Here is a 14,362-nt window from a genome sequence, read left to right as displayed (position 1 = left end):
GTAGAGTTATAGACAATGACTGAAGTACGCCCGGGTCGACCTCACGATGAGACCATCAGCGCAGCCTTGATCGATGCTGCAGAGCGGGTCATGCTTAACGACGGATACGGGCGCCTGACCGTTGACGGGCTCGTGAAGGAGATCGGGACAACAAGGCCGACCTTCTACCGCCGTTACCCGAACATCGCCCACCTCGCGTACCAGGTGATCATCAACCGCTTCGGCACCGGAACGAACACTGAGGTCGATACCGGCTCGCTGCGCAACGATCTCATCCAGCTCCAACGCCAAGACGTCGCCATGCTGTCCTCCCCGTTGATGCGGAAGAATCTGCCCGGCCTCCTTGAAGAAGTCCGCGTTGATCCCGTCGTCAGACAGCTTTATGGCGAGAAGTTTCTGCAGCCCCGTCGCGACAACCTCGGCCTCGTCGTCGAGCGCGCCAGGGCTCGAGGCGAAAACATTCGTCGTGACGTAGACCACGAGTTCCTCTGCGACACGCTCCTTGGGCCGCTGTTCGTCCGAATGGCGCTGCCCGTTCGCGGAAGACTTGACGATCACATCGCCAGAGAGACAGCAGAGTACACATACCGCTTCCTCACAGATGTGAGTGCGCACGCGGCGTAGAACCACAACGCCGGGGTCGGTGGAGACTCAACTCGCGTCGAGCGAGAGCCAGGAGAGCGCTCGAGAAGTACGCGGGTGGGTTGGGGCGAGCGCGTGACGCGGCCGACGTGCGGCTGGGCGTTGCGACGGCGTAGGAGACGTTACCTTCGAGATACATTACGATATGATGCGTATATAGCAAGCAAAGGAGCGTTGAGAACATGAGGTTCAGAACGAAAGCTGCGACAGTCCTGTGCCTGGCAGTCGCACTGATTGCAGGGTCAAGCACGGCGGCACAAGCAGCGCCGAGCATCTCGGGTGGCTCATACTCGTGTGGCGTTGGCACGATGACTACGATCGCGTCGAACGGAAAGGGGCGCATCAATCACCAGACCGGCGTCACGGTCTGGAACTCCTGGAACAACGGGTCCACGTATCAGTGGCGGTACAGCGCGACACAGCCGAGCATTTCGGACTGGAGGGCATTCACCACGGGCGTGGGTGGGGATGTAGCCAGCGCGTTCGTGTACTGCGCGTGACTCCACGAGCACTATCGGCGACGCTGCCGGCGTTTGTGCTGATGCTTGTGTTGGCGGGTTGCTCGATAGAGTCTGGGCAATCCGCCTCCAGCGACACAAGATTCCAGGATCCTGAGACGGTGCAGTATCTGGAGGAGAATGCACGCATCCTTGCAGGTAGCTTGGGGATCACGGACCCGCCACAGGTTGAGGCATCGCGGCTGATCGACCTCAGCGAATGGGCATCGACCCAGGCAGCCTGCCTCGCTGAGGAGGGCTACAACGTCAGCGTGACGACCGATGGCGAGGGACTGAGCTACCCGCCGCTCACGGATGCGGTAGCTGCAGCCGCTTTCAACATGGCGATCTTCACGTGCGAAGTACGGTATCCGGTTGATCCGAAGTACACCGAACCCCTCACTGACGAGCGGCTCCGCATCTTGTACACCTACCGATCGACGACGCTGATCGAGTGTCTAGAGGACGCGGGCTATCCGCCTTCGTCATCCCCGCCGAGCAAATCAGTGTTCATTGAGTCCGGTGGAGCGTGGTCTCCGTACGAGGATATTTCCGTAGCGCAGGAGCGGTATGCGGCGCTCTCTGCGGCTTGCCCTCAAGTGCCTGAGGACTTCTACGACGAATAGGAACTGACGGCATCGCGCCGTCCGATCTTCTGATGCGGTAAAGGCGCAGGAAGTACGTGGACTTCTTCAGCAAGGGGAGAAATCGGTGGGACCACAAGCTGTGAATCAGCGCAATGGCCTCTGCGGATCTCCCCCGTTTCGCGATCGCAGGTGCATTGACCGATGTGTTGAGCTGGGGCGTGGGGGCCCGATAGGCTGGCCGTCCGCTGCCACGCTCATCTATGGCAGCGCCCCCTCCGCACCATCACCGTCTGGCTCAAACGGCCAGGAGCCGCACCCGCGAGCAATCGAAGCCAACGGCAACGAAGCCCCTGAGGTAGCGGCATGAAGACCCGCGCTCGTTCGTCGGCTCTCTTGCTCGTCATCGTCGCGGTCGTGCTTGTGGTCGGTCTGGCGGCCGGTTGGGCGCTGACCACCGTTCTGCGCCCCGCGGAGGATCCGCTCGAGGCAACAGGCTTCACATTCGTGACCGTGGAGAACGGCGAGGTCGGTTCGAGCGTGACGTCGAACACGGTGGCGGTGTGGGCCCCCGAGCAGGCCGGGACGAATCAGGCTGCCGGCATCGTGACGGGGGTGAGTGTCGAGGCGGGCACGGAGGTCTCGCAGGGCGCCGCGCTCTACACCGTCGACCTCGAGCCCGTCGTCGTCGCCCAGGGCGCGATCCCCGCCTTTCGGAACATCTCCCGGGGAACATCGGGCGATGATGTGGCCCAGTTGCAGGCGATGCTCGCGGCTCTCGGGTTCTACGGCGGTCAGATCGACGGCAGAGCGGAGGCCGGCACGGAGGCTGCGATCACGGCATGGCAGAAGTCGCTCGGGGTAGAGCAGACCGGTGTCGTCGAAACGGGTGACGTGATCTTCGTCCCTTCCCTGCCCTCCCGTGTGACGCTGGACACGGAGGTCGTGACGCGAGGCGCGACGCTCGCCGGAGGAGAGCCCGTCGTGCAAGCCCTGCCCTCGTCGCCGACGTTCACGGTTCCTGTCACCGATGCCCAAGCGGCCCTCATGCCGACCGGCACACGGGTGGAGATCACCTCTCCCAGCGGCGCCGTGTGGGAGGCGTACGCGACCGATCAGACCCGCGATCCCCAGACTCAGACCGTCACGGTCACCCTCGCCGGGCACGACGGCGCGTCGATCTGCGGCGATGCGTGCGGCGAGGTACCGGTCACCGGGCAGGCGACGCTGACCTCGCGGATCATCACCGTCGAGACCGTCGCCGGTCTGGTGGTGCCCTCGGCGGCGCTCGTGACGACCGCAGACGGCAGCGCGGCCGTGATCGACGAGACCGGAACGCAGCTTCCCGTCTCGGTCACCGCATCCGCGCGGGGGATGTCGGTCGTCGAGGGCGTGGACAGGGGCTTGCGCGTGCGCGTGCCCGCCGGCGGGTCCGGGGCGAGCTCGTGACCCTCCCCTCCTCCGGGAGGATGTCCGGGAATGTGGTCCTCGACACGCGCAGCGTCAGCTTCGGCTACGTTCCCGCAGCGCCGGTGCTCGATACCTGGTCGGCGTCGTTCGAGGCGGGCACCATGACCGCCCTCACCGGCCCGTCCGGGAGAGGAAAGAGCACCCTTCTCTACCTCCTCGGCCTGATGCTGAAACCCACCGGCGGGGACGTCCTCGTCGACGGCAGGCCCACCGCGCAGCTGTCAGACGGCCAGCGGGCCCGGCTTCGCGCCGAGGCGTTCGGGTTCGTGTTCCAGGACGCGGCGTTGGACGCGACACGATCCGTGATCGACAACGTCACGGAAGGCGCCCTCTATCGACGCCAGACGCGCGCGGCGGCACGAGCGCGCGGCGAGGAGCTGCTGGAACGGTTCGGGGTGGACGTGCCCGGCGACCGCAAGCCCGGCCAGGTCTCCGGCGGACAGGCCCAGCGCATAGCGCTGTGCCGTGCGCTGCTGAGCGACCCGAGAATCCTGCTCGCCGACGAACCCACCGGAAACCTCGATCCCGTCACCAGCGAGCTCGTCGTCGGCGCGATGCGCGACCACGCCCGATCGGGTGCCGCCGTGATCGTCGTCACCCACTCACCCGACGTGGCAGCGGCCTGCGATCGCGAGGTCCGCCTGTGAGATGGAACACACTGATCCGTGAGGCCGCGGCATCCGCACGCTCTCAGCCCGTGGCCTCCACGCTGACCTTGCTGATGGTCACCGGCATGGTCCTCGCCGTGCTTCTGACGACCGGACGAACCGTGGGCGCAGAACAGCAGGTCCTCGGCTCCATCGACTCCGTCGGCACGCGCGCCATCACCATCCGCGCAGAAGACGGCGCCGGCATCACCAGCGACGTGCTGAACCGGATGGCGGCGATCGAGGGCATCGAGTGGGCCGGAGCGTTCTCCACCGCCACCGACGCCACCAACACCCTCGTCGCCGACGGCACCCGCGTGCCGGTGCGGTACGCATACGGCACACACCTCGAACGACTCGGCATCCCCCAGAGCCTCCCCGTTCCCGGGCAACTCGCCTACGCATCCCCCGGCGCGCTCGAACAGTTCGGCATGGCAGACGACGCCGGCTCGATCACCCTGACGACCGGTGAGACCTTCGGTATCGGCGGCCGCCTCGACGTGCCCGACTTCTTGAGCGCCTCCGAACCGCTCACCCTCATCCCTGTACCGGATGCCGCCGGCACCGAGACCGTGAACGTCATCGTCATCATCTCCGCCGCCCCCGAACTCATCACCCCCGTCTCCAACGCCGCGCTCTCCGTCCTCGCAGCCGAAGACCCGACGAAAGTGACCGTGCAGACCAGCGAGACCCTCGCACAACTCCGCGGGCTCGTCCAAGGACAACTGGTGTCGTTCTCCCGCGGCCTCGTACTCGCCCTGCTCGCCGTGACCGGGATACTGCTCGCCGTGCTGCTCTACGGCCTCGTCATGATGCGCCGCAAAGACTTCGGCCGCCGCCGCGCACTCGGCGCCACCCGCAGCTCCATCATCAGCCTCCTGATCGCCCAGACCCTCATCCTCACCACAGCGGGAATCACCCTCGGCACCCTCACCGGCGCCGCCATCCTCCTCGCCACCGGCGACCCCTGGCCGGGCATCTCCTTCACCGCAGCTCTCGCCATCCTCACACTCCTCACCGCAACGCTCGCCGCCATCGCCCCCGCAATCGTCGCAAGTCGCAGAGACCCCATCCGGGAACTACGAGTCCCCTAGGCTGGTCGAGAGCTCCGCAGACTTCTCGAAAGGCCAGCCATGCCCGGTATCCACTCCGACATCACGACCGCGTTCGGCGGCACACCCCTCGTCCGCCTGAACCGCGTCACCGAGGGCGTCGACGCAGAGGTCCTGGTCAAACTCGAGTTCTACAACCCGGCCTCCAGCGTCAAGGACCGCCTGGGCATCGCCCTCGTCGACGCCGCGGAGGCGTCGGGCGAGCTGCAGCCGGGCGGCACCATCGTCGAGTCGACGAGCGGCAACACCGGGATCGCCCTGGCGATGGTGGGCGCGGCCCGCGGCTACCGGGTCATCCTGACGATGCCCGCCTCCATGTCGAAGGAGCGGCGCATCCTGCTGAAGGCGTTCGGCGCCGAGCTCGTCCTCACCGACCCGACCAAGGGCATGACCCTCGCCGTCGACGAGGCCAAGCGCATCGTCGCCGAGACCCCGGGGGCCGTCTGGGTGCGCCAGTTCGAGAACGAGGCCAACCCCGCGATCCACCGCACGACCACCGCGGAGGAGATCCTCCGCGACACGGACGGAGAGGTCGACGTCTTCGTCGCCGGCATCGGCACGGGCGGCACGATCACCGGGGTCGGCCAGGTGCTCAAGGAGAAGGTGCCGGGCGTGCGCATCGTGGCCGTCGAGCCGAAGGACTCGCCCATCCTGACCGAGGGACACCCCGGCCCCCACAAGATCCAGGGCATCGGACCGAACTTCGTGCCCGCCATCCTCGACCGCGATGTCATCGACGAGGTCGTCGACGTCGAGTTCGCCGACTCGCTGCGCGTCGCGCGCGAGCTCGCCGCATCCGAGGGGCTTCTCGTCGGGATGTCCAGCGGTGCCGCGGTCTGGGCCGCGCTCGAGATCGCGAGGCGTCCCGAGAGCGCCGGCAAGCGCATCGTCGTGATCGTGCCCGACACGGGAGAGCGCTACCTCACCACCGCCCTGTTCGAAGACCTCCGCGAGAACTGAGATGGGACTCGCGCAGGTCGTGTCCCGCGTCCGGGAGGACATCGCCGCGGCGCGCCTGCGGGATCCGGCCGCACGCGGCTCCCTCGAGATCGGACTGCTGTACCCCGGGCTCCACGCGATCTGGGCCCACCGCGTCTGGCACGCCCTGTGGCGACGCCGGCTCCGGTTCGCCGCCCGGGCCGGGTCGCAGCTCACGCGCTGGATCACGGGCATCGAGATCCACCCCGGCGCGCGGATCGGCCGGCGGTTCTTCATCGACCACGGCATGGGCGTCGTGATCGGCGAGACCGCCGAGGTAGGCGACGACGTCATGCTCTACCACGGGGTCACCCTGGGCGGTCGTCAGCGCGAGGGCGGGAAGCGCCATCCCACCATCGGCGACGGGGTCGCGGTCGGGGCGGGAGCGAAGATCCTCGGCCCCGTCGTGATCGGCGCGCACTCGGTCGTCGGGGCGAACGCCGTCGTCACCAAGGACGCCCCCGCCGACAGCGTGCTGGTCGGCATCCCCGCCAAGGCGCGCTCCCGGCGGGCGGGCGAGGACACCCGGGCCCTGCTCGCCGCACCCGAGTACGTCATCTGACGTGCGGATCCGCATGGCGCGGCCGGCGCTCTAGATGGCGCAGCTGCACGATCTCGAGGCGCACGCGCAGGCGGCGGCGCTGCGGAAGGGCGACCTCGACCCGCGCGAGCTCGCCGCGCACTACCTGGCCCGCATCGCCGCGCTCGACGGCGGCATCGGCGCCTTCGTCGAGGTGACGGATGCCGCCGCCCGCGATCGCGCCGAGACGCTCGCGCAGGATGCGCCCGCCGGCGTGCTCTGGGGGCTTCCGCTCGCCGACAAGGACCTCGTCGCGCGCGCCGGGGTGCCGACGCGGTACGGGTCCCGCGCCCGCCGCGACCACGTGCCCGGGCACACCGACGAGCTGGCCGCCGCACTCGACGAGGCCGGAGCGGTGAGCCTCGGCAAGACGGCCACGCCGGAGTTCGGCCTCACCGGATACACCGAGACCTCCTTCACCCCGCCCACCCGCGATCCCTGGGATCCGCGCCACGGCTCGGGCGGATCGAGCGGCGGGGCCGCCGCCGCGGTCGCCGCGGGCCTGGTTCCGATCGCGCCGGGATCGGACGGCGGCGGCTCCATCCGCATCCCCGCGGCGACGGTCGGCGTCGTGGGCCTGAAGCCCTCGCGCGGACGGCTTCCGATCGGCTCCGGCATCGACTCGTTCGCCGGGCTCGCCGTCACGGGCCCTCTCGCCCGCACCGTCGCGGATGCGGCGTTCCTGACCGATGCGCTGCGCGGGCTGCGTCCGCATCCGTTCGCCCTCGCCGCCCCGCCCGCGGCGGCGCTGCTGCCCGCGGCCCTCGCCCACGGCGCCGGCCCGCTGCGCGTCGGCGTCACCACGGTGTCCCCCTGGGACGACGACGAACAGATCGACCTCGACCGGGACGCCCGTGCGGCGGTGGACGTCGCCGCACGGATGCTGTCGGCGGCGGGCAACGGCGTCGACGACCTGGACTGGCGCCCGCGGGGCTACGCGGCGATGTTCCGCACGATCTGGCGTGCGAGCGCGGCGCGGCTGCCGCTCAGCGGCGCGGACCTCGCCCTGGTCGAGCCGATCACGGCGTGGCTCGTCCGCGAGGGAAGGTCGCTGCGGGCGACGGACCTGCTCGGCGCCCTCGACGCGGCGAGCCTGTTCGAGCGCGAGACGATCGCGGCGTTGTCCCCCGTCGACGCGGTGCTGACCCCCGCGCTCGCCCAGACCCCGCGCCCCATCGGCTGGTTCGACAGAGACGACGCCGAGCGCAACTTCGCGCAGCAGGTGCGGTACGCGCCCTACAGCAGCTTCGTGAACGTCGCGGGCCTGCCGGCGATCGTCGTGCCCGTGACGACGGGGACGGGCGGCCACCCGGTCTCGGTGCAGCTGGTGGGGCGGCCCGGCGGGGAGGCGGCCCTCGTCGGACTCGCCGCCCAGCTCGAGACCGCCCGCGGTCCGCTGCCGCATCCGCCCGTCTGGTGATCCCGCCCCTCCGTCTTCGCCGAAGTGCACACGCCAGCCCCTCGAGCATGCACGTCCACGAAGACGAGCCCCAGGGATGCGGCGGCTCAGGAGAGAGGCGCACGGGCGCGGCGGACGGCTTCCCGCCGCGCGCCGAACACCTCGGAGCGGGTCAGCCGCACGATGCGCCACCCTGCGCTCTGATAGTCGTTGCACTTCTCGGCATCGCGACGGAGCTGGTACGGGGTGAGGTGCCCGCGACTCTCGTACTCGATCGCGAGCCTGCGCTCAGGGTAGGCGAGCTCCGAACAGCCGAGGAATCGACCGCGATCGTCGAACACGTCGACATCCAGCTCGGGCTCGGGCAGACCACCGTCGAGGAGGATCAGCCTCGCCCCGCTCTCTGGACGGGATGAGGCGCCGTCGCGGGCGTTCTCGAGCGCCGGCCGGAGCTTCGCCGCGCCACGCCGCCGCCCCGCGGTCCGCGCCTCCCGCAACTCGTCTCGGGCCGCTAGCGCAGGGCCCGCTCGGCACGACCGGCATGCCGCGGCCGCCGGATCACCGCGTCGACGACGGCCGTCAGGTCGTACCCGCCCAGCACACCGCCCAGGCTCGCCCAGGTGCTCGCCGCATCCGCCACACGCAGCCCGTCGCGCTCGACCACCCGAACCATGTGCGGCAGGATCTGCGCCCCGCGCACGCCCGGGCGATCGGGCGCGGTCCGCGGGTGGCGGACCGCGACCCACAGCAGCGCCTGGCATCCGAGCGGAAGCGGCAGACCGTGCACGGCCGCCGCGGAACGGACGCTCGATGTGGCGGGACCGCAGGAAGCCGCTGGTCGCGCCGGCAGCGCGCGCGGCTCGCATCGAGAACTCGCGGTCGAGGCCTTCGCGAGCGTGTGGGTCTATACCACTCAGGATCGGCCCCGCGCTGCTCCGACGGACACGCTTTCCACAGCTTCCGGGCCGGGTACGGCGTGCTCGTCCCCTTGGGGAGGAGACGACCTGTCGTCCAGATCCCTGCTCGTCTTCGCGAAAGTGCACGGAACAAGGGTCTGCGCGTGCACTCCGCCGAAGACGAGCCCCGGGCGGGAGGGGTCAGTCGCGAGCGAGGGCGGCGAGCCGCGCCTCTTCGTCCGCGACGATCGCGGACTCGATCACGGGGCCGAGCGCACCGTCCATCACCTGGTCCAGGTTGTACGCCTTGTAGCCGGTGCGGTGATCAGCGATCCGGTTCTCCGGGAAGTTGTACGTGCGGATACGCTCGGAACGATCCATCCCGCGGATCTGCGAACGGCGAGCGTCGGATGCGGCCGCATCCCGCTCCTCCTGCTGCTTGGCCAGCAGCCGTGCGCGCAGCACGCGCATGCCCGCCTCGCGGTTCTGCAGCTGGGACTTCTCGTTCTGCATCGAGACCACGATCCCGGTCGGCACGTGCGTGATGCGCACGGCGGAATCGGTCGTGTTCACGGACTGTCCGCCCGGCCCGGACGAGCGGAAGACATCGATCTTCAGGTCGTTCGGATTGAGCTCGACCTCGTCGGGCTCGTCGACCTCGGGAAAGACGAGCACACCGGTCGTGGAGGTGTGGATGCGTCCCTGCGACTCGGTGGCGGGGACCCGCTGCACCCGGTGCACGCCGCCCTCGTACTTGAGATGCGCCCACACGCCCTGGGCGGGGTCGCTGCTTGATCCCTTGATCGCGACCTGCACGTCCTTGTAGCCGCCGAGATCGGACTCCGTGCGCTCGAGGAGCTCGGTCTTCCACCCCTTCGCGGTCGCGTACTGCAGGTACATCCGCAGAAGGTCGGCGGCGAACAGCGCGCTCTCGGCCCCGCCCTCGCCGCCCTTGATCTCCATGATCACGTCACGCGCGTCGTCGGGATCGCGCGGGATGAGCAGACGCCGCAGCCTCTCCTGCGCCGAGCCGACCTGCTCCTCGAGCGTCGGCACCTCGTCCGCGAACGCCGCGTCCTCTTTCGCGAGCTCGCGCGCGGCCTCCAGATCATCGGATGCAGTCGTCCAGGCCTCGTAGGCGCGGACGATGCGGGAGAGCTCGGCGTAGCGCCGGCTGACCCGCTTCGCCCGCCCGGCGTCCGCGTGCACCGCGGGGTCGGACAGTTCCTCCTGGACAGCCTTGTGCTCGTCCAGAAGTCCCCTCACGGACTCGAACATGCCGGTGTCGGACACGACGGGCCCGGTCAGCGGATGTTGTTCTCGTGCCCGTGCGAGTGGCCGCCCGCGGTCGGCGCCGGAATCGACTTCTGCATCTGCACGAGGAACTCGACGTTCGACTGCGTCTCCCTGAGCTTGCCGAGGACCACCTCGAGCGCCTGCTGCGGGTCGAGACCGGCCAGAGCGCGGCGCAGCTTCCAGGTGATCTTGACCTCGTCGGGCGACAGCAGCATCTCTTCGCGACGGGTGCTCGACGCGTTCACGTCGACGGCCGGGAAGATGCGCTTGTCGGCCAGCTGACGCGACAGACGCAGCTCGCTGTTGCCGGTGCCCTTGAACTCCTCGAAGATCACATCGTCCATCTTGGAGCCGGTCTCGACGAGCGCCGTGGCAAGGATGGTGAGCGATCCGCCGTTCTCGATGTTGCGGGCGGCCCCGAAGAAGCGCTTCGGCGGGTACAGCGCCGAAGCGTCGACACCGCCGGAGAGCACCCGGCCGCTCGTGGGCGCCGAGACGTTGTAGGCGCGACCGAGACGGGTGATCGAGTCGAGCAGCACGACGACGTCGCGGCCGAGCTCGACAAGACGCTTCGCGCGCTCGATCGCGAGCTCGGCGACCGTCGTGTGGTCCTCCGCGGGACGGTCGAAGGTCGAGGCGATGACCTCGCCCTTCACCGTGCGCTGCATGTCGGTGACCTCTTCGGGGCGCTCGTCGACGAGCACGACCATCAGGTGGACCTCGGGGTTGTTCAGCGCGATCGCGTTCGCGATCTGCTGCAGCACGATGGTCTTGCCCGCCTTGGGCGGCGCGACGATGAGGCCGCGCTGTCCCTTGCCGATGGGGGCCACCAGGTCGATGATGCGCTGCGTGAGCTTCTCGGGGGCCGTCTCGAGGCGCAGGCGCTCCTGCGGGTAGAGCGGGGTCAGCTGGCCGAACTCGACGCGCTCGGCGGCGTCCTCGACCGACAGGCCGTTGATCGAGTCGACCTTGACGAGGGCGTTGTACTTCTGACGCCCGGGCTGCTCGCCCTCACGGGGCTGCTTGATCGCGCCGACCACGGCGTCGCCCTTGCGCAGGTTGTACTTCTTCACCTGACCGAGCGAGACGTAGACGTCGCTCTGCCCGGGGAGGTAGCCGGTGGTGCGGACGAACGCGTAGTTGTCGAGCACGTCCAGAACACCCGCGATCGGGATGAGGACGTCGTCCTCGCCGATCTCGGTGTCGAACTCGTCGTTCTGGCCCTGACCGCGACGCTTGTTGCGCTGCCGACCGCGGCCGGCTCCCTGCGCGTTGTCGTCGTCCTCGGCGGGCGCGGGCTGGGCGTTCTGCGTCTGGGCGTTCTGCGCCTGACCGCCCTGTCGGGCCTCGCCGCTCTCACGACGGTTGCGGTTGCGGTTGCGGCTACGGTTGCGGCCTCGGCTCGGCTGCTCGGCGTCGTCGCCGTTCTCCTCGGCGGGAGCGGCGTTCTGCGCGGTCTCGGCGGGTGCCTCTTCTGCCGCCGGGGCGGTCTCGACCGGCGCGGTCTCCGCCGCCGGCACGGTCTCCGCCGAGGCAGCGGCCTCGGCCGGAGCCTCCTCGACCGGAGCGGTCTCGGCCTTCGGCTTGCGGCCGCGACGGGGCGCCTTGCGCGGCGCCTCCTCCACCGGCTCGACGTCGGCCTGAGCGGCGGCGGTCGGCTCGGCGGTCGATGCGGTCTCTCCGGCGGCATCCACGACGGGCGCATCGGCAGCGGCCTCGGTGGGCGCTGTGACGGCGGGCGCTGTGTCCGCGGGCGCCTCGGCGGGCGCGGTCTCCGCGGCCGCAGCATCCGCGGCCGCCTTCTCGGCGACGTCGGCGCTCTTGGCGCGGCGGGGCGCACGCTTGCGCGGCGCCTTCGCGGGCGGCTCGGCGGCGGGAGCCGCAGCGGGCCCCTCCTCCGCCGTCTCGATGCTCGCGACGGCGTCGGCGAGCTCGGCCTCGGCGACGAGGTCGGCGGGCGCCTCGCTCGACGCGGTCGCGGTCACGTCGGCGGCCGCATCCTGCTCTGCAGCGGCGGTGTTCTCTTCAGTGGTCTGGATCTCGGAGACGGACTCCACGAGTTCTCCCTTGTGAAACGAGTCGATGCGCGTGACCGCACAAGGCGTCCGATGGACGGACGCCCGCCCGCGTCCGTCATTCGCGCGGGGCGCTCCGCGACGATGTCACCAGGACGACGTCGCAGGACGGATTCAGGGGGTCACGCGGTGGTTCGCAGATTGCGACGGAGGCCAGATACACGCTGGTTACGTGGCACCCTCCGCGTTGTCCCTCACTGTACCACCCTTGAAGTCGACGGCGAGCATGAGGGCCTCCCACGGAGTGTCCGCGTGAGAGGCCACGAGCCGAGCCGCTTCGAGGCGGCGGCCGGGCCCGTCGGCCAGCACGAGCACACTCGGGCCCGCGCCGGAGACGACGGCTGCGAAGCCCGCCCGGCGCAGCGCCTGCACGAGCCTGTCGGTCTCGGGCATGGCCGCCGCCCGGTAGCTCTGGTGCAGTTTGTCCTCCGTCGCGGCCAGCAGCAGCTCCGGGCTCTGCGTGAGCGCGGCGATCAGCAGGGCGGAACGCGACACGTTGAAGACGGCGTCCTCGCGGGAGAACTGCGCCGGCTGGAGTCCTCGTGCGACCGACGTCGACATCGTGAACTCGGGCACGAACACGATCGGCGAGACGCCGCGGTGCACCAGCAGCTTCTTGTGCTGCGGACCGGTCTCGTCGACCCACGCGATCGTGAGGCCCCCGAACAGGGCGGGCGCGACGTTGTCGGGATGCCCCTCGAGCTCGGTGGCCAGGCGCAGCAGGGACTCCGAGCCGAGCTCCACATCCCCGGCCAGCAGTCCCTTCGCGGCCAGAAGCCCCGAGACGACGGCGGCGCCGGACGAGCCCATCCCCCGGCCGTGCGGGATCACGTTGGTCGCACGCAGCGCCAGACCCGGCAGCCTCCGGCCCGCCGCCGCGAACGCGTGGGTGATCGCGCGGACGACGAGATGCGACGCGTCGCGCGGGACGTCTCCCGCGCCCGCGCCCTCCACCTCGATCTCGAGCCGGCCGTCGTCGATCACGGTGACCTCGAGCTCGTCGTAGACGCTCAGCGCGAGCCCGAGCGTGTCGAATCCCGGGCCGAGGTTGGCGCTGGTCGCGGGGACCCGCACCGAGACGCTGCGGCCCAGGGGCGTGGTCACGCCCCTGCCTCGCGCGCGAGCTCGAGCACGGCTGCGACCTCGGTGACCTCCGCATCGACGACCGTCGGCCGGACGTCGCTGCCGTCGGCGTTGCGGAGCACCCACTGCGGGTCCTTCAGGCCGTGCCCGGTGACCGTCAGCACGACGCGCGCGCCCGCCGGGAGGATCCCGGCCTCCGCGCGGTCGAGGAGCCCCGCCACCGAGATGGCCGACGCAGGCTCGACGAAGATGCCGACCTCCTCGGACAGCAGCTTCTGCGCGGCGAGGATGCGGTCGTCGTCGATGGCGCCGAACCAGCCGTCGGTGGCGTCACGTGCCTCGAGGGCGAGCTGCCACGATGCGGGGTTGCCGATGCGGATGGCGCTCGCCACCGTCTCGGGGTTCTTCACGACCTCTCCGCGCACGAGCGGCGCGGAACCGGCCGCCTGGAAGCCGAACATCCGGGGCACGCGGGTCGAGGCGCCCCGTCCGGCCTCTTCGCGGTACCCGCGCGTGTAGGCGGTGTAGTTGCCGGCGTTGCCCACCGGGATGAAGTGGAAGTCCGGCGCGTCGCCGAGCTGCTCGACGATCTCGTACGCGGCCGTCTTCTGCCCGTCGATGCGGTCGGGGTTGACGGAGTTGACCAGGTGCACCGGATAGTCGTCGGCGAGCTCGCGGGCGATCTCGAGGCAGTCGTCGAAGTTGCCGCGGATCTGGATCAGCCTGCCGCCGTGCGCGACCGCCTGGCTGAGCTTGCCCATGGCGATCTTGCCCTCGGGGACGAGCACGGCGGCGGTGATGCCCGCGTGCGCCGCGTATGCCGCCGCCGACGCCGACGTGTTGCCCGTCGAGGCGCAGATGACGGCCTTCGCTCCGTGCTCGACGGCACGCGAGAGCGCCACGGTCATCCCACGGTCCTTGAAGGACCCGGTCGGGTTCATGCCCTCGAACTTGACCCAGACGTCCGCGCCGGTGCGCTGCGACAGCGCCGGGGCGGGCAGGAGCGGAGTGCCGCCCTCGCCGAGGGTCACGACCGTCGAGCTCCCGGTCACGCCGAGCCGGTCGGCGTACTCGCGGAGGACTCCGCGCCAGACGTGTGCCAT

General features: G+C 70.0%; 14 protein-coding genes. 8 read left to right on the top strand and 6 right to left on the bottom strand.

All coding sequences use genetic code 11. The features are described from left to right. Window positions 1–15: 15 nt before the first annotated feature. From GVL03_RS07355 to GVL03_RS07320, 8 genes are all read left to right on the top strand, one after another. Window positions 16–624, top strand: coding sequence for a TetR/AcrR family transcriptional regulator (locus tag GVL03_RS07355; RefSeq protein WP_159500334.1), 609 nt, complete (start codon window positions 16–18; stop codon window positions 622–624). A gap of 637 nt (window positions 625–1,261) precedes the next feature. Next, on the top strand, window positions 1,262–1,765 hold the full coding sequence (locus tag GVL03_RS07350) for a hypothetical protein (RefSeq protein WP_159500333.1): 504 nt from the start codon (window positions 1,262–1,264) through the stop codon (window positions 1,763–1,765). A 324-nt stretch (window positions 1,766–2,089) separates the two neighbouring features. Continuing rightward, window positions 2,090–3,172: a peptidoglycan-binding protein gene (locus GVL03_RS07345; protein ID WP_159500332.1), complete on the top strand. Its 1,083-nt coding sequence runs from the start codon at window positions 2,090–2,092 to the stop codon at window positions 3,170–3,172. A gap of 20 nt (window positions 3,173–3,192) precedes the next feature. Beyond that, complete coding sequence (locus tag GVL03_RS07340; protein ID WP_159500331.1) at window positions 3,193–3,840, top strand: ABC transporter ATP-binding protein; 648 nt, start codon at window positions 3,193–3,195, stop codon at window positions 3,838–3,840. Next, the gene (locus GVL03_RS07335) at window positions 3,837–4,934 is read left to right on the top strand and encodes an ABC transporter permease (RefSeq protein ID WP_235038063.1); all 1,098 of its coding nucleotides are present in this window, start codon (window positions 3,837–3,839) and stop codon (window positions 4,932–4,934) included. Before GVL03_RS07340 ends, GVL03_RS07335 begins: the two co-directional genes overlap by 4 nt. 39 nt (window positions 4,935–4,973) lie before the next feature. Then, complete coding sequence (cysK, locus tag GVL03_RS07330; RefSeq protein ID WP_159500330.1) at window positions 4,974–5,912, top strand: cysteine synthase A; 939 nt, start codon at window positions 4,974–4,976, stop codon at window positions 5,910–5,912. 1 nt (window position 5,913) lies between these two features. Next, window positions 5,914–6,492 carry a serine O-acetyltransferase EpsC gene (gene epsC, locus GVL03_RS07325; protein WP_159500329.1) on the top strand — a complete coding sequence of 193 codons (579 nt, stop codon included), beginning with the start codon at window positions 5,914–5,916 and terminating at the stop codon, window positions 6,490–6,492. A gap of 34 nt (window positions 6,493–6,526) precedes the next feature. Beyond that, window positions 6,527–7,930, top strand: a complete 1,404-nt coding sequence (locus GVL03_RS07320) for an amidase (RefSeq protein ID WP_159500328.1) — start codon at window positions 6,527–6,529, stop codon at window positions 7,928–7,930. Window positions 7,931–8,016: 86 nt separating this feature from the next. Here the strand turns inward: GVL03_RS07320 and GVL03_RS07315 are convergent, their stop codons facing one another. The 6 genes from GVL03_RS07315 to thrC form a co-directional block, all read right to left on the bottom strand. Further along, window positions 8,017–8,406: a hypothetical protein gene (locus GVL03_RS07315; protein WP_159500327.1), complete on the bottom strand. Its 390-nt coding sequence runs from the start codon at window positions 8,404–8,406 to the stop codon at window positions 8,017–8,019. Between the two features lie 14 nt (window positions 8,407–8,420). Beyond that, complete coding sequence (locus tag GVL03_RS07310) at window positions 8,421–8,696, bottom strand: hypothetical protein (RefSeq protein ID WP_159500326.1); 276 nt, start codon at window positions 8,694–8,696, stop codon at window positions 8,421–8,423. Between the two features lie 310 nt (window positions 8,697–9,006). Then, window positions 9,007–10,083 carry a peptide chain release factor 1 gene (prfA, locus tag GVL03_RS07305; protein WP_159500325.1) on the bottom strand — a complete coding sequence of 359 codons (1,077 nt, stop codon included), beginning with the start codon at window positions 10,081–10,083 and terminating at the stop codon, window positions 9,007–9,009. Between the two features lie 26 nt (window positions 10,084–10,109). Next, complete coding sequence (gene rho, locus GVL03_RS07300; RefSeq protein WP_235038062.1) at window positions 10,110–12,158, bottom strand: transcription termination factor Rho; 2,049 nt, start codon at window positions 12,156–12,158, stop codon at window positions 10,110–10,112. A 186-nt stretch (window positions 12,159–12,344) separates the two neighbouring features. Further along, complete coding sequence (gene thrB, locus GVL03_RS07295) at window positions 12,345–13,280, bottom strand: homoserine kinase (protein ID WP_159500324.1); 936 nt, start codon at window positions 13,278–13,280, stop codon at window positions 12,345–12,347. After that, complete coding sequence (gene thrC / locus GVL03_RS07290) at window positions 13,277–14,362, bottom strand: threonine synthase (RefSeq protein WP_159500323.1); 1,086 nt, start codon at window positions 14,360–14,362, stop codon at window positions 13,277–13,279. Before thrC ends, thrB begins: the two co-directional genes overlap by 4 nt.

This window comes from Microbacterium sp. 18062, assembly GCF_902706225.1.
Taxonomy (GTDB): domain Bacteria; phylum Actinomycetota; class Actinomycetes; order Actinomycetales; family Microbacteriaceae; genus Microbacterium.
This window is presented reverse-complemented; position numbering and strand designations above follow the sequence as displayed.

Coding starts and splice junctions, on each gene's coding strand:
- GVL03_RS07340 (WP_159500331.1), top strand. CDS start 3,193: ATGTCCGGGAATGTGGTCCTCGACACGCGCAGCGTCAGCTTCGGCTAC.
- GVL03_RS07345 (WP_159500332.1), top strand. CDS start 2,090: ATGAAGACCCGCGCTCGTTCGTCGGCTCTCTTGCTCGTCATCGTCGCG.
- thrC (WP_159500323.1), bottom strand. CDS start 14,362: ATGGCACACGTCTGGCGCGGAGTCCTCCGCGAGTACGCCGACCGGCTC.
- prfA (WP_159500325.1), bottom strand. CDS start 10,083: ATGTTCGAGTCCGTGAGGGGACTTCTGGACGAGCACAAGGCTGTCCAG.
- GVL03_RS07320 (WP_159500328.1), top strand. CDS start 6,527: ATGGCGCAGCTGCACGATCTCGAGGCGCACGCGCAGGCGGCGGCGCTG.
- GVL03_RS07355 (WP_159500334.1), top strand. CDS start 16: ATGACTGAAGTACGCCCGGGTCGACCTCACGATGAGACCATCAGCGCA.
- epsC (WP_159500329.1), top strand. CDS start 5,914: ATGGGACTCGCGCAGGTCGTGTCCCGCGTCCGGGAGGACATCGCCGCG.
- cysK (WP_159500330.1), top strand. CDS start 4,974: ATGCCCGGTATCCACTCCGACATCACGACCGCGTTCGGCGGCACACCC.